This window comes from Janthinobacterium violaceinigrum (assembly GCF_009208555.1).
GTDB lineage: Bacteria > Pseudomonadota > Gammaproteobacteria > Burkholderiales > Burkholderiaceae_D > Janthinobacterium > Janthinobacterium violaceinigrum.
Map to the genome: position 1 here is coordinate 280,545 of NZ_WFLI01000002.1, position 21,054 is coordinate 301,598.

General features: G+C 64.3%; 13 protein-coding genes and 1 pseudogene. 7 read left to right on the forward strand and 7 right to left on the reverse strand.

Features of this window, described 5'->3' with window-relative positions:
- Positions 1-37: 37 nt before the first annotated feature.
- Positions 38-928: a DMT family transporter gene (locus tag GCN75_RS02870; RefSeq protein ID WP_152281243.1), complete on the reverse strand. Its 891-nt coding sequence runs from the start codon at positions 926-928 to the stop codon at positions 38-40.
- Between the two features lie 94 nt (positions 929-1,022).
- On the opposite strand from GCN75_RS02870, the gene GCN75_RS02875 reads away from it, so the two are divergent.
- The gene (locus GCN75_RS02875; protein ID WP_152281244.1) at positions 1,023-1,802 is read left to right on the forward strand and encodes an AraC family transcriptional regulator; all 780 of its coding nucleotides are present in this window, start codon (positions 1,023-1,025) and stop codon (positions 1,800-1,802) included.
- Between the two features lie 80 nt (positions 1,803-1,882).
- Complete coding sequence (locus GCN75_RS02880) at positions 1,883-4,345, forward strand: tetratricopeptide repeat protein (RefSeq protein ID WP_152281245.1); 2,463 nt, start codon at positions 1,883-1,885, stop codon at positions 4,343-4,345.
- Positions 4,346-4,483: 138 nt separating this feature from the next.
- Here the strand turns inward: GCN75_RS02880 and GCN75_RS02885 are convergent, their stop codons facing one another.
- From GCN75_RS02885 to GCN75_RS02900, 4 genes are all read right to left on the reverse strand, one after another.
- The gene (locus GCN75_RS02885; RefSeq protein WP_152281246.1) at positions 4,484-5,128 is read right to left on the reverse strand and encodes an FABP family protein; all 645 of its coding nucleotides are present in this window, start codon (positions 5,126-5,128) and stop codon (positions 4,484-4,486) included.
- A gap of 77 nt (positions 5,129-5,205) precedes the next feature.
- Entirely contained in the window at positions 5,206-5,730 is a 525-nt protein-coding gene (locus tag GCN75_RS02890) for a hypothetical protein (RefSeq protein WP_152281247.1), read from the reverse strand.
- Between the two features lie 2 nt (positions 5,731-5,732).
- Positions 5,733-6,536 carry a type I methionyl aminopeptidase gene (map, locus tag GCN75_RS02895; protein WP_152281248.1) on the reverse strand — a complete coding sequence of 268 codons (804 nt, stop codon included), beginning with the start codon at positions 6,534-6,536 and terminating at the stop codon, positions 5,733-5,735.
- Positions 6,537-6,550: 14 nt separating this feature from the next.
- Positions 6,551-7,150, reverse strand: a complete 600-nt coding sequence (locus GCN75_RS02900) for a TetR/AcrR family transcriptional regulator (RefSeq protein WP_152281249.1) — start codon at positions 7,148-7,150, stop codon at positions 6,551-6,553.
- Between the two features lie 133 nt (positions 7,151-7,283).
- Here GCN75_RS02900 and GCN75_RS02905 point away from each other — a divergent pair, with 133 nt between their 5' ends.
- Together GCN75_RS02905 and GCN75_RS02910 are read left to right on the forward strand one after the other, a co-directional pair.
- Complete coding sequence (locus tag GCN75_RS02905; protein WP_152281250.1) at positions 7,284-8,798, forward strand: AMP nucleosidase; 1,515 nt, start codon at positions 7,284-7,286, stop codon at positions 8,796-8,798.
- Between the two features lie 434 nt (positions 8,799-9,232).
- Entirely contained in the window at positions 9,233-11,758 is a 2,526-nt protein-coding gene (locus tag GCN75_RS02910; RefSeq protein WP_152281251.1) for a TonB-dependent receptor, read from the forward strand.
- Between the two features lie 136 nt (positions 11,759-11,894).
- On the opposite strand, the gene GCN75_RS02915 is transcribed toward GCN75_RS02910, so the two are convergent.
- Positions 11,895-12,365, reverse strand: coding sequence for a cyanophycin metabolism-associated DUF1854 family protein (locus GCN75_RS02915; RefSeq protein ID WP_077407600.1), 471 nt, complete (start codon positions 12,363-12,365; stop codon positions 11,895-11,897).
- A 2-nt stretch (positions 12,366-12,367) separates the two neighbouring features.
- A complete protein-coding gene (locus GCN75_RS02920; protein WP_152281252.1) occupies positions 12,368-14,638 on the reverse strand; it encodes a cyanophycin metabolism-associated ABC transporter in 2,271 nt (756 codons plus the stop codon).
- A 510-nt stretch (positions 14,639-15,148) separates the two neighbouring features.
- Here GCN75_RS02920 and GCN75_RS02925 point away from each other — a divergent pair.
- From GCN75_RS02925 to GCN75_RS02935, 3 genes and pseudogenes are all read left to right on the forward strand, one after another.
- Positions 15,149-17,326, forward strand: coding sequence for a cyanophycin synthetase (locus GCN75_RS02925; protein WP_152281253.1), 2,178 nt, complete (start codon positions 15,149-15,151; stop codon positions 17,324-17,326).
- A 181-nt stretch (positions 17,327-17,507) separates the two neighbouring features.
- Entirely contained in the window at positions 17,508-20,078 is a 2,571-nt protein-coding gene (cphA, locus tag GCN75_RS02930) for a cyanophycin synthetase (protein WP_152281254.1), read from the forward strand.
- A gap of 204 nt (positions 20,079-20,282) precedes the next feature.
- Positions 20,283-21,054: pseudogene (locus tag GCN75_RS02935) on the forward strand (sensor domain-containing diguanylate cyclase); the annotation flags it as partial.

Here is a 21,054-nt window from a genome sequence, read left to right on the forward strand (position 1 = left end):
CTGCCTCCTTGTTCAAAGCATCAGCATAGCAAAAAAACTAGGCCGTGGCACGGCGCAGGGGGCGCTTCAGATATTGCACCATCACCACGCCCAGCAGGGTCACGCCGCCGCCGATCACATCATAGCTGTGCAAGGTTTCACCGAGGAACAGCATGGCGATGAGGACGGTAAACACGGGCAGCAAGTTCATCAGAGTCGTGGCGCGGCTGGGTCCCAGCTTGGCCAGCCCATGCATCCACAAGAACGGCGCGATGACGGAGGCGGGGATGCCCGCAAACAGCACCAGCGGCAAGCCGGCGCCCGTGACGGGCGGCGCGGACTGGCTCAGGTAATACACGAACAGCACGGGCACGGCGCACCACACCTGGATCAGCAGCGAGTGCCAGTTATTCAGGGGAATCTTCCAGCGCTTGAGCAGCACGCCGTAGCCCGCATACGACAGGCAGGCCAGCAGCATCAGGCCATCGCCCACGGCCGCGCCATGGGCGATCAGCGCGGCCGGGTTGCCATGGCTGAGCAAGTAGCCGAGTCCCAGCAGCGACACCAGACCGCCAAACACGCCGCCCACGGTAGGCGCCTCACCCAGCAGCAGCACGGACAGGCCCACGGCCAGCAGCGGCATCAACGATGCCAGGATGCCCATGTTGGTGGCCGTCGTCGTCTGCGCGGCGATGTACGCGAGACACTGGTACATGACCATGCCCAACATGCCCAGCACAAACAATTTTCCCAGATACGGTTTCACCACGTCCCGCTGTTTCCACACGGGACGGGCAAATACCAGGGCCAGCAGCACGCCGGCCAGCAGCCAGCGGTAGAACGAGATGGCGGCCGGATCGATCACGCCCACGGCCATCTTGCTGACGATGGTATTGATGGCCCAGATCAGGACGGCGATCACGGGAAACAGATAATGCCTGGTGTGCATGCGGTACTCCATTATTCAGTGAGCGCCATTTTCGCACGGTCCGATTCCATGGATATAATGCATATCGGACAAACGATGCAAAGAACAGGACAATATGGCCAGCAACCAGCATTTCCCCGCCGTTTCCGACACCCTGCCCTATCCCGTGTACTTTCGCCTCGACGACTATCACGCGCACCAGCAGTTCGATTACCAGAGCCATCCGTGGGGCCAGCTCACGTATTGCTCCACGGGCGTGATGGAAATCATGGTGGCGGGCCAGCGCTACCTGTCGCCGCCCCAGTACGCCGTGTGGATACCGCCCGAGACCTTGCATGACGGCTATATCCGCCAGGACGTGACCTTTCACTCGGCCTACATCGACGCCAGCCTGTGCGCGCAGTTGCCGGCCCGGCCCTGCGCGCTGGTCCTGAGTCCCCTGCTCAAAGCCATACTCGGCGACTTTGCCGGACGGGGCGTCACCACGCCCGCCACCGAAGCCGACCGGCGCCTGGCGCAGGTGCTGGTCGACCAGCTGCAGCTGGCGCCCTGCAGCCGCAACTACCTGCCCGGCAGCGACGAACCCGTCATCGCGGCGCTGCTGGCCGCCCTGCAGGCGGACCCCGGCAGTAACCGCTCACTGGCCGAGTGGGCCGCGCAATTGCACGTAACGGAACGCACCCTGGCCCGGCGCTGCCAGCGCGAGCTGGGCATGCCGTTTGGCGAATGGCGCCAGCGCCAGCGTTTCCTGGCCGCCCTGCCCCTGCTGGAACGGGGAGACACCGTGCAGGCGATTGCGCTGGAACTGGGCTACAGCACGGCCTCCGCCTTCATCGCCATGTTCCGCCGCCAGAGCGGCGGCACGCCGGACCAGTTCCGCCGCGGCCTGCGCTGAAAAAGGGGCCGGGGGGTAGCCGCCTTGTCATATGGGGATGCTAAAATTCAAACATCTTTCCAGAGAGCAAAAGGATGCGCATGAATGCCAGCACTGAAACGGCCCGTGAAACCCCAGGCAGCGAGGATGCGCCTCCGGTAGCAGAGACGGCCGTGACGGCGCCAGCACCCATTCGCCTGGACAAGGAAGAGATCCCCACCGTACTGGGCAAGCTGCGCACCCTGGTGCAGGACAAGACGCGTTTCGAGCCGCACGACATCACGCCGATGGGCGAGGAAGACGTGCTGCAGGATTTTTCGCTGCAAGCCAATTACGCGCTGGAAGCGCGCTTCGAACAGCGCGTCATCAACGGCTACTTCGCGCCAGCGGGCAATGACTGCCGCTGCGGTTCCCATGAAGTGGGAGCGCTCGCTCACGCGCAGGAAAAGGAGCGGCTGCGCCGCGCGGCGGGCAAGCTCGACAATGCCTTGCGCCAACCGGGCCAGGCCTACAACGGCGTCGAGGCGGGCGTCTACCTGCCGCACGCCGTCAAGTACTGGCACCTGGACACCTGCGGCACCTGCCATGGGAAGGGCCGCATCGGCTGCCATACCTGCCACGGCGCGACGACGGAGACGTGCTGGAGCTGCCACGGCGGGCGCACCGTCAGCTGCAACGCCTACGGCTGCTACGGCAGCGGCAAGGTGTCGTGCTCGTATTGCAGCGGCAGCGGCACGGTGGCCGAGCAAGTCACCGACTACGTGACGGTGCAAGTGCCCACTACCACCTACAGCAACGGCAGCTCGCACACCAGCTACCACAGCGAAACGCGCACGCAGTACCGCACCGAATACCGCTCCTGCTACCATTGCAGCTACGGCAAGGTCAGCTGCACCACCTGCCACGGTTCCGGCAACGTCAATTGCGGCACGTGCCGCGCCAGCGGCCAGGTCACGTGCCGCACCTGCAGCGGTGCGGGCGACTTGCGCTGCAACCCCTGCGACGGTTCCGGCAAGGTGGGCAAGGCGGCGTGGGTCGACGTGCACGTGGCGCCCGGCTACAGCGTCAGCCTGCCCAAGCAGGCGCCCGACGACACGCGCCGCATCCGCGACAAGGAGAGCGTGCACTCACTGGCCGCCATCGCCAGCAGCCTGGCCCTGGCGAAAGTGAGCATTTACAATGAAGACGAGCCGCAGGAAGTCGACGTCCTGTATGCGGCCAGGCTGCGCATCGTGCGCCTGGACGCCGCGTGCAACGCAGAAAAACATCACCTGGTGGCGTATGGCACGGACTTGCGCTGGCTGACCCTGGACGACATCGTGGAAAAACTGCTGCGCGGCGACCTCAAGGCGCTCAGCGACGCGCTGGCCGGCAGCGCCGACGACGGCCTGTTCTCGGCCCACGTGCAAGGCTTGCTCACGCCGCTGCGCGACGTGGCCGCGTCGGAACTGAATGCGGACGTGATCGAGTCCGTCCTCAGCGGCGAAGCGGACCACGCGCACGTCGATGTCGTCTCCGCCGACTATGCCAACAATGTGCGCACCTGCGTGCTGGGCGCGCTGCGCCAGGTCTACACGCGGCTGGCCAAGCAATTCTGGTGGAAGAGCGCGCTGGCCGCCCTGGCCGCCGCCATCGCCACCTGGTTTTTTGCCGGACGCGGAGCCGCCGCCGTGGCCGGCCTGCTCGTCACGGGCGCCGGCTACTGGCTGTTCAACCGCAAGGTGAAGGCCGTGCTCAGCGAAGCGCTGGGCGGCGAGCGGCAGGCGCTGCGCGCCATGCAGATCGCCGGCAAGGGCCGCCGCAACCAGCTGGCGCAAGTGCTGATCCTCGCCCCCGCCAGCCTGGCCGTGCTGGCCGCCAGCTATGGCTTGCCCGCGCGCGTGCGCCCGGTTTCCGCGCCGCCGCAGGCGGCCATGGCGTCAGCGCCCGTGGCGCCCCATGCGCCGGCCGCCGTGCCGCCGGATGCCAGCACGCCGAAAGCCGTCAAGCTGTATGAAAATGGCGACAAGGTGCAGGCGCTGGCCATGCTGGAAAGCCTGGTCGGCAAGGGCGACGCCAGCGCGTATGGCCTGTATGGCTGGATGCTGCTGATGGGCGAAGGCCAGAACGGCCCCGCCACGGCGCCCACGGCGCAGCAGCGGCAGGCGCGCCAGGTGGCCGCCAAGCCCCTGGTCAACAAGGGCCTCGTGAAGGGCGACAGCTACGCGCTGGCGGCGAAGGGCGTGATGCTGGCCGAAGGCTGGCAAGAGCCGCGCAACATGGCGCGCGGCCTGGACCTGCTGAAACAGGCCGCGAACAAGGGCAATGCGCAAGCCATGCACTTATTGGGCCTGTACAACGTGCGCGGCTACCAGATGCCCGTCAACCACAAGGAAGCGCGCAAATGGTTCACCCTGGCCGCCGACAAGGGCAGCGCGGGCGACATCTACAACCTCGGACTGATGGACTGGGAAGGCGCGGGCTTGAAGCGCCCGGACCGCGCCAGCGCCATGCAGCGCTGGAAGATCGCCGCCGCCATGGGCGAGGAGCGCGCGATCAAGGCCGTCGCGCAGGGACAGCCTTAAGGAGCACCTGAGAAAAAGCCCACGGCGTTGTTACGTTGCCTGGCCGTACGTTCGTACTGCCTGCGGCAACGCGCCTAGCCCTGAGCATTTTTCAGGCGCTCCAGCAGAGCGGCGGCAAAAGTCGCCGCTTTTTGATGTCTACACCGCCGCCAGCGCCTGCAGCGCCATCGGATTCGGCGTCGGCTCGCCCACCTTCGTCAGCAGGTTGCGGTCCGTGTGGTGGAACGGTTCGTCCTTGCCGCGGATCAGCATGACCGTGTCCTCGTCATAGCCCCAGGTGCCGTCGGCGTGGATATCGACCTTGATCCGGTATTCGACGGTGGTGAACGCGTGTTCGAGGAAAGGGTTCGAGCAGATGCCGTAGGCCGTCGAATCACGCTTGGCCACCAGCTCGAAACTGGTGGCGTCGGCCGTCGCCGTGCCGGACGCCATGGCGATCTGGCCGCGCGGGATGGCCAGGGTCTGGATCACGGCGCCCGTGGCCGGCTCCCACAGCCAGTAGCCCACCTGTTCATGATACGTTTTGACCTGATCCGGCTTGGTGATGTGGATGTAGTAGCGCAAGCCGTAGAACAGCTGCGGGCCGTTGGTGACGGGATCGATCGGCTGCAGTTCGATGCGCTCGACAAACGCCTGCTTGCGCGGGCCGTCGGCTTTCGGCTTGACGTCCAGGCCCCGCGTGCCCGTCCAGATGCCGGCCATGCCGGTCAGGGGACCCAGGTTGTTCAGTGTGTGCACGTCGGCGGACGGCTCGGTGTAGATATCGTCGGGAAAATCGCTCATGCGGAAGTCTTCAAAATGGGGCAACAGTGCTTGCCCCTATTGTAAGACCTGGGCTGACGCCGGCAAAGCGCCGGCCGTCAGGGAAACTGCGTAATGTGGCGTTCGATGTACGCCAGCGCCGCCAGCGCCAGCGCGGGGCGCTGCGCCTCGAACACGGCTTCGTCGCGCGCCTGCAGCAGGTTGGCGCCGGCATCGGCCAGCTGCAGTTCGCCGGCGAGCAGCGCCGCCATCGCTTCCACATTCGCATGCAGCGCGCTGTCGAAGCCTTCCCAGTCCACGTAGGCCAGCCACTCGGCCAGGGTCACAGCGCAGGCGACGGGCGGCGCCAGGGCTGCGATGCGTTCGAGGCGCAGCACGCTGTCGCTGTGGATATCTTCATGCTGCAGCACGGCCAGCGCCACGTGCTGCAGCGCGTCTTCCGGGTCGCGCCCGTGCTTGATCAGCAGGCGCTGCGTGAGCGTGTAGCGCTCGACGTCGATGCTGCGCAAGGCGGCCGCCACCTCGTATGCGTGCAGCGCCAGGTGGCGCGCCGCGCATGCCGCATCCACGCCCGCTTTCGCGGCGACGATATCGGTGAGCTGCTGCCGGCGCGCCGCATCCATGGCTAGACCAGCGGGTCCGGCAAGCCGGTCAGGGTGAAGATTTCAAAGCCCGTTTCCGTCACGGCCAGCGAGTGTTCGAACTGCGCCGACAGCGAACGGTCTTTCGTCACCGTCGTCCATTTGTCCGGCAAGACCTTGACCTGGTAGCTGCCCACGTTGAGCATCGGTTCAATCGTAAAAATCATGCCCGGCTCCAGCACGATGCCCGTGCCCGCGCGGCCGTAGTGCAGCACCTGCGGCGTGTCGTGGAAGACCTGGCCCACGCCGTGGCCGCAGAAGTCGCGCACGGAGGAAAAGCCCTGCGCCTTGGCCACCGCCTCGATGGCGGCGCCCACGTCGCCCAGGGTGGCGCCCGGACGCACCGTGTGGATGCCGGCCATCATGGCGTCGTACGCCGTGTTGACGAGGCGGTTGGCCAGGATGGACACGGCGCCCACCTTGAAGGTGCGGCTGGTGTCGCCGAACCAGCCCTGGAACTTCGGCGTCACGTCGATGTTGAGGATGTCGCCCACCTTCAGGATCTTGGTCTCGGACGGGATGCCGTGCGTGACCACGTGATTGACGGAGATGCAGCTGGCGTGCTTGTAGCCGTGGTAATCGATGGTGCCGGGGATGGCGCCGGCGGCGCGCATGAATTCTTCGCACAGGGCGTCGAGCTTGGCCGTCGAGACGCCGGGTTTGACGAAGGGCGTGATGTAGTCGAGCGTGTCGGCGGCGATGCGGCCGGCCGCGCGCATGCCGATGAAACCTTCTTCGTCGTGCAGGGGGATTTTCTTGCCGTGTTCAAGCTGGGTGGAATAGCGCATGGTTTTCTTTTTGGTTAGTGTGATGTGGCGTGGGCAGCCCAGCCGCGCACGGCGTCGTGCGAGGCGCGCAGCATGGCGTCGACGCTGGCCGGTATCGGCCGCTCCTGGGTCAGGTAAGGCTTGACGACGGCCACGGGAGCGTCGATCAGCACGAATTTGAGCAGCATGTGATCGAGGTCCAGCTCCGTGGCGGCGGGCATGGCTTCGGCGCAGCGCACGAAGCAGGCATCGAGCGCCGCCTGCTCTTCTTCCACGGCAGCGGCCAGCTCCTCGCTGAGGCCACCGTTGAAATCGGGACTGTCCGCGCATTGCAGCAGGAAGCGCGCGTACACGGGCTTGCGCCGGCACCAGTCCAGCAAGCCGTGCACGCCGGCCCAGGTATCGCCGCCCAGCCAGCGGCTGGCCACTTCCTCGCGGAAGTCGCTTTTCACGCGCAGCCAGGCGCGCGCCAGGATGGCGTTGCGCGAGTCGAAGCGGTGATACACGGAGCCGATGGGTGCCCCCGCCTTGACGGCGATGGCGGCCATCGACACGGCGGCCACGCCGCACTGGGCGGCGATGGCGATCGCGCTGTCGATGAAGTTGTTTTCGTTGAATTTGGCTAGTCTGACCATTCAAATAGAATACAGATTCTATTTGAATCCGTCAAGCGCCCCGGCATGCCTCCTGGCGTGCGCAACAAGAGCCGACAGAAGAAGCGGCGCTGCCTTACAATGGTATGCACGAACCGCTACAAGGAGAATCCGCTTGCTTACGCCCCCCTTCATCGCCTCCTCCCGCTTCGACGATCCACGCCTGGCGCTGGAACAAGTGCAAGCCATCTACCGCAGCAGCATCGAACACTTGCGCGATGCGCTGCAGCGCTTTGTCGCCGGCGAAGACATGCACGAAAGAGTGCGCGCCTGCTATCCTTTCGTGCGCATCCAGACGGACACCGTGGCGCGCGCCGACTCGCCGCTGGCCTACGGCTTTGTCGCCGGCCCCGGCGTGTTCGAGACCACCCTGACGCGTCCCGACCTGTTTGGCGACTATTATCTCGACCAGTTCACCCTGCTGCTGAAAAACCATAACAGCGGCCAGAAGGTGCACCTGGAAGTGGGCGTGAGCGCCCAGCCCATTCCCGTGCATTTCTCGTTCGCCGAGCATGACCATATCGAAGGCAATATGGATGCGGGCCGCCGCCTGGCCATGCGCGACCTGTTCGACCTGCCCGACCTGTCGGCCATGGACGACGGCATCGCCAACGGCACGCACGAACCGGCGCACGGCGAAGCGCAGCCGCTGTCGCTGTTTACGGGACCACGCGTGGATTATTCGCTGCAGCGCCTGCGCCACTACAGCGGCACCTCGCCGCAGCACTTCCAGAACTTCGTCCTGTTCACCAATTATCAGTTTTATATCGACGAATTCATCCGCCTGGGCCACGCCATGATGGACCGTGCGCCCGACGCGCAAGCGCCATCGGACGACGACGGCTACGTGGCTTTCGTCGAACCGGGCAACGTCGTCACGCGCAGGGTCGGCCAGACGGTTGAAAGCGAGGATGCGCTGGGCGCCGCGCCGCCGCGCCTGCCGCAGATGCCCGCGTATCACCTGCTGCGCGCGGACGGCAGCGGCATCACCATGGTCAATATCGGCGTGGGCCCCGCCAACGCGAAGACCATCACCGACCATATCGCCGTGCTGCGTCCGCACGCCTGGCTGATGCTGGGCCACTGCGCGGGCTTGCGCACCACGCAAAGCCTGGGCGACTACGTGCTGGCGCACGCGTATGTGCGCGAAGACCATGTGCTCGACGAAGACTTGCCGCTGTGGGTGCCGATCCCGCCGCTGGCGGAAATCCAGCAGGCGCTGCAGACGGCCGTGGCGGAAATCACCCAGCTGACGGGGCATGATCTGAAACACATCATGCGCACGGGGACCGTGGCCAGCACGGACAACCGCAACTGGGAGCTGCTGCCGCAGCGCACGCCCGAACGCCGCTTCAGCCAGAGCCGCGCCATCGCGCTGGACATGGAAAGCGCGACGATCGCCGCCAACGGCTTCCGCTTCCGCGTCCCCTACGGCACCCTGCTGTGCGTGAGCGACAAGCCCCTGCACGGCGAAATCAAGCTGCCCGGCATGGCCAACCACTTTTACCGCGAACGGGTCGACCAGCATTTGCGCATCGGCATCCGCGCCGTGGAACTGCTGCGCCGCCAGGGCGTGGACCGATTGCACAGCCGGAAATTGCGCAGCTTTGCCGAAGTGGCGTTCCAGTAATACCCCTCATGCGCCACGCCAGCCGCCCTTGCCGGGCGGCTTTTTTTTGCCCGAAGCCCCGCCCCGGCAACGCCGTTCGCGCCACCGTATCGGACGTCCGCATCGTCACAAAAAAACAACAGCTGTCTAGACAGGCGCCTCGCCAACACCAAACTTTCAACGACATTTTTTCCAATTGGCAAATTTAATTTATTTAACAATTGGAATTTAATACTTTCCTGCTCATCGCAAATAAAATTCATCCGCTTCCATTCTGGGCGCTGCCATGCACAGGCACAAATCCCCGGCAGTTCTTGACAGGAAAGATCAAAAAATGGTCTGATGAATTGCAAATTTAATCTATTAAATTTGTAAACATGATAATTTTGAAAATAATTTCAAATAGCTAAATAAAACCCTAAGGAAACTAAAGTTTCCTAGTTGGAGGACAGACAATGATTGAAAAGAAATTAAGCAAATCCTTGCGCATGATGTTCGCAGGCACCTTGATGATGGGCGCCGGTTTCATGCACCAGGCAGCCCAGGCGCAGGAAGCCAAGGCTGGCGAGGAGAAGCTGCAACGCGTGGTCGTGACCGGCTCCGCCATCAAGCGCGTGGATGCCGAGACCGCCGCGCCAGTGGAAATCTATAGCAAGAAAGACATCGAGCGCACGGGCGCTACCAGCGTCGCGGAACTGGTGCGCAACCTGGCCTCCATCGACATCAACGACCAGGGCGAACTGAGCGCCAGCTCCCCATCGGGCTCCGGCACCACCAACATCAAGATGCGCGGCTTGAGCGAACGCAACGTGCTGATCCTGTTGAACGGCCGCCGCCTGCCGACCAATGCGCTGGCTGACGGTTCGGGCGCGGGTGCCGCAGTCGACGTCAACGCCATCCCGCTGAGCGCGCTGGAACGCATTGAAATCCTGAAGGACGGCGGTTCGGCCATTTACGGCGCCGATGCGGTGGCCGGCGTAATGAACTTCATCACCAAAAAGAATTACCAGGGCCTGGAAGCGAAAACCAGCTACGGCCAGAGCTCGCGCTCGGACGCCAAGGAAAAGACCGCCAACCTCGTGTACGGTTTTGGCGACTATGACACCCAGGGCTTCAACGTGCTGGCCACGGTCGACGTGTTCAAGCGCGATCCCATCTACCGCAAGGACCGCGACCTGACCAGTTCGGCCGACTTCCGCCGCTTTGGCGGCCCCGATGGCCGCAGCGGCTACCATCCTAGTGGCAATATCGCCGGCGGCGGCACCCTGGTGCCATGCCCACCGGGCGATCTGAGCGCCGGCTCCTGCCGTTTCGACGTCAACAAGACCTTGCTGACCTCGACCAACGGCGCCGACCGCACCAGCGGCATGCTGATCGGCAGCCTGAAGATCAGCGACAGCATCCGCGCGTTTGCGGAATTTACGTATTCCGAGAGCAAGGATGACTTCGAGTCCCAGGCCGCACCGGGCAACTTCCAGGTCAACGGCAAGACTGTTGCCGGCCGCTTCATGCAAATGGGTCCGCGCAAGACCAACCGCAAGGGCACGATGACCCAGTTCTCGACGGGCCTGGAAGGCACGACGCGCGGCATCGACTGGGATGTGGCCATCGGCAAGGGCGTGAGCAAGGCCACCAACCGCGATTCGAACTACGCGCACTACGACCTGTTCAACGAAGCAATCGCCAATGGCTCGATCGACCCGACCCGTACCGACAACTCGCAGGCAGCCGTCGACAAGATCCGCCTGACGCCTACGCGCGCCGGCAAGTCGGAACTGACCTTCTTCAATGCCAAGGCTTCCGCGCCGATCATGGACCTGGCAGGCGGCGCGATGGCTTACGCCGTCGGCGTGTCGTACAACAAGGAAACGCTGAGCGACCAGCCCGACCAGAACCAGATCGATGGCGTGGTCTTCGGCAGCATCCAGCAGGCTGCCGTCAAGGCAGACCGCAATTCCAAGGGCATCTTCGGCGAACTGTCGATTCCATTCCTGAAAGACGTCGAAGCGCAAGTGGCCCTGCGCTATGACGACATCTCGAATGTCGGCAGCAAGACCAGCCCGAAACTGGCCTTGCGCTACCAGCCGCTGAACAACCTGATGTTCCGCGGCTCGTATGCGGGCAGCTACCTGGCGCCATCGCTGAAACAGATGTTCGGCGGCGTCGATGCGGGCGCCTACACGACGAACGACAAGCAAGTCTGCGATGCCTTCCCTTCGATCGCGGGCAACTGCACCAACTTCTCCTACTACCAGGTCTCCGGCTCCAACAAGGACTTGAAACCGGAAACGGGCAAGACCTACAACCTGGGCATGGTGTTCTCGCCAGTGAACTCGCTGACGGTCAGCATCGATTACTTCAAGATCGACAAGAAGAACGAAATCGGCACCCTGTCGGAACTGAAGGCCATCGAGCGCGGCAATGTCGAAATCAAGAATGGCGACGCCCGCATCCTGCTGAACAACCAGAACCTGGCCACCACCGAAGTGCGCGGTTTCGATACGGACCTGCGCTACACTTCGCCGCAAACCATGTTCGGCAAGTTCACGATCCGCAATGCATCCACCATCTACACCCGCATGGAAACGCAGGATACGGAAACCGATCCGGTGCAAAGCACGCTCAAGACGTTCATGAATCCGAAGTACCGCAACACGTTCACGGCCAGCCTGGAAAAAGACAATATGTCCGGCTCCCTGGTCGTCCGCACGACGGGCGACATGATCGACTCGGACTTGCGCCGCGACGAAATCAAGCCTGGCACCCGCACCATTCCTTCGCACACCGAAGTGGATCTGACGGGCCAGTACGTGGCGATGAAAAACCTGACCTTCACGGCCGGCATCAAGAACCTGTTCGACAGAATGCCGCCGTTTAGCATCATGGGCGCGGGCAACCAGTACGGCACCCTGGGCTTTGCCCAGCTGTACAACGTGCGCGGCCGCTACTTCTACATCGGCGCAGGCTACAAGTTCATGTAATCTCACGCAATTGCCGACAGCCTGAAACGGGCTGCCGGCACTGCCCTCGAAAGCCGCATTCTTATGCGGCTTTTTTCATGTCCGGCAGGCGAAAAAAAAGCCGCTGCAGGCAGCGGCTTTCGGGCATGTCCGACGCCTACAGGAAGCGGTCGAGTATCTTGCGCGTCGTCTTGTCGATATTGAACATGTCGCGGATCAGGAAGTGAATGCCGTGGTTGTCGGCGATCAAGAGTGACGCGGCGCCGATGCGGCGGATGTCTTCCTCGCCCTTGAGCACGAACTGCGTCTCGCCCCGGTCCGTGTCGACGTACCACGTGCATGGCGTGGCGAAGCTGGAAACGCTTTTCACGCGCGCGATTTCGGGCATGAATTCGCGCCCTTCCAGCTCTTCCTGCAGCAGGCTGCGCGCCGGCTCCGGCAAGGCGTCGACGTGGTCGATCCACGCCACTTCCTTGCCATTGCCCAGCACCAGCGAAATGCCTTCGTCGGGCGACTGGATGGGAAAGGCGCGCACGGGCGCCACGCCTTCAAAGACCTGGCCGTCCGCGTCCGTCATCACCAGCTTGCCGAAGGTATCGCGGTGTAATGTAAAAGTTGTACTGGCCATGCTTATTCCTTGTCATCCAGGGCGAGTTCGTTATTGCGCGCCTGTGCTTCATAGAGGCGGAAATAGGCGCCCTCTTTCGCCATCAGCTCATCGTGGCTGCCCACTTCGACGACCTGGCCCCGGTCCAGCACCACCAGGCGGTCGGCCCGGTGCAGTGTCGACAGGCGGTGCGCGATGGCGATCGTCGTGCGGCCCTGCACCAGGTTGTCCAGCGCCTTCTGGATCTCTTTTTCCGTTTCCGAGTCCACCGACGATGTCGCTTCATCCATGATCAGGATGCGCGGATCGATCAGCAGCGCGCGGGCGATCGAGATGCGCTGGCGTTCGCCGCCGGACAAGCCCTGGCCCCGTTCGCCCACCATCGAGTCGTAGCCTTGCGGCAGGCGCAGGATGAATTCATGCGCATGCGCGGCGCGCGCGGCGGCGATGATTTCCTGGCGCGTCGCGTTCGGCTTGCCGTAGGCGATATTTTCCGCGATGGTGCCGAAGAACAGGAACGGCTCCTGCAGCACCAGGCCGATGTTGCGGCGGTAGTCGGAGACGGCAAACGAGCGGATGTCCACGCCGTCGAGCAAAATGGCGCCTTCCGACACGTCATAGAAACGGCAGATCAGGTTGACCAGCGTGCTCTTGCCCGAACCGCTGTGTCCCACCAGGCCGATCATCTCGCCCGCCTTGATGTTCAGGGTGATGCCGCGGTTGACGGCCCGGTTGCCGTAGCGGAAGCCGACTTCGCGCAAGTCGATGCGTCCTTCGATTTTGTCCAGCTTGACCGGTTGCGCCGGTTCCGGCACGCTCGACACGTGATCGAGGATGTCGAAGATGCGCTTGGCGGCGGACGCCGATTTCTGCGTCACGGAGACGATGCGGCTCATCGAGTCGAGGCGGCCATAGAAGCGCGTGCTGTAGGCGATGAAGGCGGTCAGCACGCCGACGGTGATTTCGCCGCGCGACAGCTGCCAGATGCCGAAGCACCAGATGACCAGCAAGCCCATCTCCGTCAGGAACGAGACGGTGGGCGAAAACAGCGACCAGACCTTGTTCAACTTGTCGTTGACGGCCAGGTTGTGCGCGTTGGCGTCGCGGAAGCGGGCCGCTTCGCGTTTTTCCTGCGCAAACGCCTTCACCACGCGGATGCCGGGGATGGTATCGGCCAGCACGTTGGTCACTTCGCTCCACACGCGGTCGATCTTTTCAAAGCCCGTGCGCAAACGGTCGCGCACCAGGTGGATCATCCAGGCGATGAAGGGCAGCGGCGCCAGGGTCATGATGGCCAGCCACGGATTCATCGACCACAGGATGACGCCCGTCATGATAATCATCAGCACGTCGGACGCGAAATCGAGCAAATGCAGCGAAAGGAAGACGCAGATGCGGTCGCTGCCGCTGCCGATGCGCGCCATCAGGTCGCCCGTGCGCTTGCCGCCAAAGAATTCCAGCGACAGTTTCATCAGGTGTTCATACGTGGCCGAGCGCAGGTCGGCGCCCATGCGTTCGGACACGAGGGCCAGCACATAGGTCTTGCCCCAGCCCAGCAGCCAGGCCAGCAGGGCCGACCCCAGCAAGCCGCTCATGTAGTACACCACCAGCCACGGGTCGATATGCTTGCCGTTCTGATACGGGATCAGCACATTGTCCATCAGCGGCGCCGTCAGGTACGGGGGAATCATGTGCGCGGCAGTGCTCAGCAGCATCAGCAGGAAGCCCAGGGCCAGCTGGCCGCGGTAGGGGTGGGCGAAGCGCCACAGGCGGAACAGGGTCCAGGTCGACGGCGGCGTGTGCAGCACCTTGGCGCAGATCGGGCATTCTTCCTGCTCCGGCTCCAGCGGGGCCTTGCAGCTGGGACACACTTCCTGCTCCGCTTCCAGCACGGGCTGGCCCGTCAGGTGGCTGTCGAGGCGTTCGACGAATTGCTCGAGCACGCGGATCGCGTGCAGGTTCTGGCCCAAGGTAAAACGCCACGAGGCCAGGCGGCCGTGGTCGTCGAACAGTTCCAGGTGGCCCACGCCCGCGTGGTCGTGGTGCGTGAGGCGCAGTCCAGGGCGGAAAGACCAGCTTTTCCAGGCCGTATCGCCCGGGGAACGGGCCAGCAAACGCTTCTCGGTGACAACTATTATGCCTTTTGTGAAACGTAATCGCGCATCGAGGTCAACCTCAACGCTACTTAAAACGTTCTCCCCTGGAGAAAGGTTGCTCTCCACCTCCGCCAGCCAGTGTTCCGGCAGCGAGGTGAGGGGAATAGTTGTTGCAGGAACACTCAGTTCAGTTGTCATCGTAAAGCATACTCCGGCTCGAGGCCAAGCCCTTCAGGGCGGGATTTGGGGGATGGGGCAGACGCCCGATCAATGTTTGTGGACTGCGCGATGCGAGGTAGATGCACCAGTGGCAATTTCCTGTATTGTATCGAATGGATGCCTGCCGGTAAGGAATGATGGCCAAACGGCGCAAAAAATAAGCGTCCGTTGCAGCAAGTGCCAGGCAGGCGCGGCGCTTTTGCAACGGGGCGCCGGTACATGGGCAAGTATACAACAGCTCGCTGTTGCACAAATGCTCCAGCTTTAAGCAGAGTCGGTATCTTTATAACAAGTAAGGCAACAATTAGTAACAATTAGAATGACAACACCAGCAGAATACGAGAAGCAAACGCGACAAGAGACCGCTAAAAGTGGCACACTGCGCATACCCGGGATAAAGAACCAAGCACGAGCCTGAAAAGACTCTGTAGAGCCAACATAAAGTATCTGGCGCCCAGACGCCTGGCTTGTTATCAAGAAACCACTTACATGATCAAGAAGAAGAACATCGAATTTGCCCGCGTCACCCACTTGCGCGGCCCCAACATCTGGACTTACCGCCCGGTGATTGAAGCCTGGGTCGACATCGGCGAACTGGAAGATTACCCATCGAACACCCTGCCCGGCCTGTATGAGCGCCTGGTGGCGTGGCTGCCCGGCATGATCGAGCACCGCTGCGGCGTAGGCGAACGGGGCGGCTTTTTCGAGCGCCTGCGCGAAGGCACGTGGTCGGCCCACATCCTCGAGCACGTGGTGCTGGAACTGCAAAACCTGGCAGGCATGCGCACGGGCTTCGGCCAGACGCGCTCGACCAGCCAGCGCGGCGTCTACAAGATGGCCTTCCGCACGCGGGAAGAACAGGTCGGCCGCGCCGCCCTGGCCGCCGCGCGCGAACTGCTGATGGCCGCCATCAACGATGAAGCCTACGACCTGGAAGCGGCCCTGGCGCCCCTGCGCGACATGGTCGATTCGCGCTGCCTGGGCCCGAGCACGGCCAGCATCGTCGATGCCGCCACCGAGCGCCGCATCCCGTCGCTGCGCCTAAACGACGGCAACCTGGTGCAACTGGGCCACGGCGCCGCGCAGCGCCGCATCTGGACGGCCGAAACGGACCGCACCAGCGCGATTGCCGAAGGCATCGCCAGCGACAAGGACCTGACCAAGTTCCTGCTCAAGTCGTGCGGCGTGCGCGTCCCCGAGGGCAGCCTGGTGCGCAGCGCCGAAGCGGCCTGGGAAGAAGCGCAGGACATCGGCGTGCCCGTCGTCGTCAAGCCGTATGACGGCAACCATGGCCGCGGCGTATCGCTGAACCTGATGACGGAAAGCGACGTCAAGGCAGCCTACGAACTGGCCGCGCGCAAAGGCGACAGCTCGGCCGTGCTGGTGGAAAGCTTCATCACGGGCGACGAGCACCGCCTGCTCGTGGTCGGCAACAAGCTGATCGCGGCCGCCAAGGGCGAATCGCTGTGGGTCGACGGCGACGGCGTCTCCACCGTGCTGGAACTGGTCAACACGCAGATCAATACGGACCCGCGCCGCGGCGAAGGCGAAGACTTCCCGCTGGGCACCGTCAAGCCGCATGAATCGGGCGAGATCGTGCTCGAACTGCAGCGCCAGGGCATGACCGCCTTGTCCGTGCCGCAGGCGGGCCAGAAAGTGCTGATCCAGCCGAACGGCAACGTGGCCATCGACGTCACGGACGACGTGCATCCATCCGTCGTGCATGCGGCCCTGCTGGCCGCCAGGGTCGTTGGCCTCGATATCGCCGGCATCGACCTGGTGACGAAGGATATTACCCGTCCGCTGGAAGAGCAGCGCGGCGCCATCATCGAAGTCAATGCCAGCCCCGGCCTGCTGGCGCACATCAAGCCGGGCGTAGGCCAGCCCCGTCCCGTGGGCGCGGCCATCGTCGACCACCTGTTCGCGCCCGAGGAAACGGGCCGCATTCCGCTGATCGGCGTGACGGGCACGCGCGGCGCCAGCCTGATCGTGCGCATGCTGTGCAAGCTGCTCAATTTGTCGGGCCTGCACACGGGCGCCGTCTGCAGCGAAGGCATGTATCTGGACCAGCGCCGCGTCGTCAGCAGCGATTGCGTGAACTGGGATGCGGGCCAGCGCCTGCTGCTCAACCGCACCGTGCAGACGGCCCTGTTCGAGAGTAATCCGCGCATGATCCTGGCCGAAGGCCTGGCCTACGACAAATGCCAGATCGGCGTCGTCACGGACATGGGCAGCCTCGATAGCGTCAAGGATTTCGACGTGCTGGACGAAGCGGGCCTGTACAAGGCCGTGCGCAGCCAGGTCGACGTAGTGGTGCCGACGGGCGTGGCCGTGCTGAACGCCGCCAACGCGCACGTGCTGGAACTGGCCGAGCTGTGCGACGGCAGCGTGACGCTGTACGCGCAGGATGGCAGCCTGGCCGCCATCGCGGAACAGCTGTCGAAAGGCCAGCGCGCCGTATTCGTGCGCGGCAACCACATCGTGCTGGCCGAAGGCGGCATCGAAACGGTCCTGCTGTGCCTGGACCTGCTGAAACCGGCCACGGCCGGCAATGTCGACAGCGTGCTGGCCGTGGCGGCCGCCGCCTGGGCCCTGAACCTGCCCGTCGATCTGATTTGCGCCGGCCTGCGCACCTTCGACGCGGCCCCTGGCTGCATCGGGAACTGAAAACCAGAGACGTCAAACCAGACCTACTGCGCGTCGCGATTTGCGGCCTCCGATGCTCACTGTGCATCCGCACAGCTCCGCTTCTCGGCCACAAATCCCATCCGCTCGCTACGGTTTAATTTGACGTAAAAGCCCGGCTTCGGCCGGGCCCACAAGAACACAACAGGATTACGGTTTAATTATGGAAGTATCTCGCGTACGGGCCTTGCGGGGCCCTAACCTCTGGAGCCACGACACCGCCGTGGAAGCCATTGTTTCCTGCACCACGCAGGAACTCGACATCGCCCAACTGCCCGGCTTCGAAGCCCGCCTGCGCGCGCTCTTCCCGCAACTGAGCCCGCTGCAACCGCTGGGCAACTACAACGCGGCGCCGATGGCGCAGGTGCTGGAACTGGCGGCGCTGGGCCTGCAGGCGCAAGCCGGCTGCCCCGTCACCTTCAGCCGCACCACGCCGACCCTGGAAACGGGCATCTTCCAGGTCGTCGTCGAATACTCGGAAGAAGCCGTGGGCCGCCTGGCCCTGGAACTGGCGCAGCAGCTGTGCCGCGCCGCGCTGGACGATGCGCCGTTCGACCTGGCCGGCGCCCTGCACCAGTTGCAGGAACTCGATGAAGACGTGCGCCTCGGTCCGTCGACGGGCGCCATCGTCAACGCCGCCGTGGCCCGCAACATCCCGTTCCGCCGCCTGACCGAAGGCAGCCTGGTGACGTTCGGCTGGGGCAGCAAGCAGCGCAAGATCCAGGCCGCCGAAATGGACGGCACCAGCGCCATTGCCGAAGCCATCGCGCAAGACAAGGAACTGACGAAGAAACTGCTCGATTCGGCCGGCGTGCCCGTGCCGCAAGGCCGCGTCGCCATCGATGTGGACGACGCCTGGGCCGCCGCCTGCGAGATCGGCCTGCCCGTCGTCGTCAAGCCGAAGGACGGCAACCAGGGCAAGGGCGTCACCGTCAATGTCACCACGCGCGAACAGCTGACGGCCGGCTTCATCGCGGCGCAGGAATTCCGCGACGATATCCTCGTCGAACGCTACCTGCCTGGCCACGATTTCCGCCTGCTCGTCATCGGCAACAAGATGGTGGCAGCGGCCCGCCGCGACCCGCCGCAAGTGGTGGGCGACGGCCAGCACACGGTGCGCGAACTGGTCGACCAGGTCAACCTGGACCCGCGCCGCGGCAGCGGCCACGCCACCTCGCTGACGAAGATCCGCTTCGACGACATCGCCCTGGCCAGCCTGGCCAAGCAGGGCTACGTGGCCGAATCCGTGCCGCCCGTGGGCCAGCGCGTGATCTTGCGCAATAACGCCAACCTGTCGACGGGCGGCTCGGCCACCGACGTCACCGTCGACGTGCACCCGGAAGTGGCGGCGCGCGCCGTCGCTGCCGCGCACATGGTGGGCCTGGACATCTGCGGCGTGGACGTGGTGTCCGACAGCATCCTGAAACCGCTGGAAGAACAGAACGCCGGCATCGTGGAAGTGAACGCCGCGCCGGGCCTGCGCATGCACCTGGCGCCGTCGTTCGGCAAGCCCCGTCCCGTGGGCGAAGCCATCATCGCCGCCATGTTCGCCGAAGGCGACGATGGCCGCATTCCCGTCGTCGCCGTCACGGGCACGAACGGCAAGACCACCACCGTGCGCCTGATCGCCCACCTGCTGACGGCTTCCGGCCTGCGCACGGGCATGACGAATACGGATGGCGTGTACATCGAAGGTCGCCAGATCGACAGCGGCGACTGCAGCGGCCCGCGCAGCGCGCGCAACGTGCTGCTGCACCCCGACGTCGACGCGGCCGTGTTCGAGACGGCGCGCGGCGGCATGCTGCGCGAAGGCCTGGCCTTCGACCGCTGCCAGGTCGCCGTGGTGACCAACATCGGCGCGGGCGACCACCTGGGCCTGAACTACATCACCACCGTGGAAGACCTGGCGGTACTGAAACGCGTGATCGTGCAGAACGTGGCCGACAGCGGCGTGGCCGTGCTGAACGCCACCGACCCCGCCGTCGCGCGCATGGCCAAGAATTGCAGCGGCACGGTGACCTTCTTCGCTGCCGACAAGACGCATCCCGTGATGGCCACGCACCGCGCCCAGGGCAACCGCGTCGTGTACGTGGAAGACGGCAAGCTGGTCGCGGCGCAGGGCGCGGAACGCCACGAAATCGCCCTGTCGCAGGTGCCGATCACGCGCAACGGCACCATCGGCTTCCAGGTCGACAACGTCATGGCTTCGCTGGCCGCCGCCTGGGCCGTGGGCCTGGACTGGAAAACCATCGCGCTGGGCCTGAAAACCTTTGCCAATGAAGCCGACAATGCGCCGGGCCGCTTCAACGTCTTCGATTACAAAGGCGCCACGCTGATCGCCGACTACGGCCACAATCCGGACGCCATCCTGGCGCTGGTGCAGGCCGTGGAAAGCATGCCGGCCAAGCGCCGTTCGGTGGTCATCAGCGGCGCCGGCGACCGCCGCGACGAAGACATCCGCCAACAGACGGAAATCCTCGGCGCCGCGTTCGACGACGTGCTGCTGTACCAGGACCAGTGCCAGCGCGGCCGCGCGGACGGCGAAGTCGTGGCGCTGCTGCGCCAGGGCCTGGACGGCGCCAAGCGCACCAGCCATATCGATGAGATCAACGGCGAATTCGTCGCCATCGACAAGGCCCTGGCGCGCCTGAACGACGGCGACCTGTGCCTGATCCTGATCGACCAGGTGGAAGAAGCGCTGGCGCACATCGCCAAGCGCGTCGCCGAAGCCTGAGCGTCGTAGCATTGCGCACAAGGGCGGCCTGCGGGCCGCCCTTTTTATTGGCGTGCGCCGGGACCAATCGCGCACCCGCATGGTGCAAGCACTGCCGATATCCACCTTGCAAGCTTGTAAATTCGGGCATGGAAATTGCTCATAAGAAAACACAAACTTGGCTGACGAGAAGGTGGTGCACGCATGGTGGGCAGAATCTCGCGCATGATCGGAAAATTGACGGTAGGGCGCAAACTGGCGCTGATCTATCTGCTCGATCTTTCTGCCGTGATCTTCATTTCCGGCATCCTCATCAACGAAAAATACATCGCCATCGATTTCTCGCGCAAGGAGATGGCGGGCAACGACTACATCGCCGCGATCCGCGACGCGCTGCTGCCCCTGACGCGCGAACACGCCGATGCGGCCAGGTCAGCCAGGTCGGCCGCCGCCATCGAACAGGCCGAGCGCCAGTTCGGCACGGGCATGCGCAGCGCGGAATTGAGCGGGGAATTTGCCGCCCTGCTGCGCCAGGCCGGCGGCACGCCCGCCGCACACGGCGGCATGGCGCCCTCGCCCGCCTTTGTGGCGGGACGCGAACTGCTCACGCGCGTGGGCAACCAGTCCAACCTGATCCTCGACCCGGACCTGGACAGCTACTACACCATGTCGCTGGTGATCCTGCGCTTTCCCGAACTGCTGGAAGTGATCAACAGCACGCGCGGCCTGGCGCTGCAGCTGGCGACGGCCGAAGGCGCGCAGCGCCAGCGCCTGCAGACCCAGTTCCTGATCCTGGAAGGCCGCATGGACGCCACCATGGGCGGCATCGGCAGCGACTACACGGAAGCGTTCGCGGCCAGCACACCGCTGCTGCGCCAGCACCTGGACGGCTCGCGCGCGGCCCTGCAGCAAGCCGTGGCGCAGTTTCGCGCCAGCGCGCGTTGGCCGCCGCGTGGCGGATCAGTTGCCGTGCCGCTTCGATCTGCGTGGCCATGTC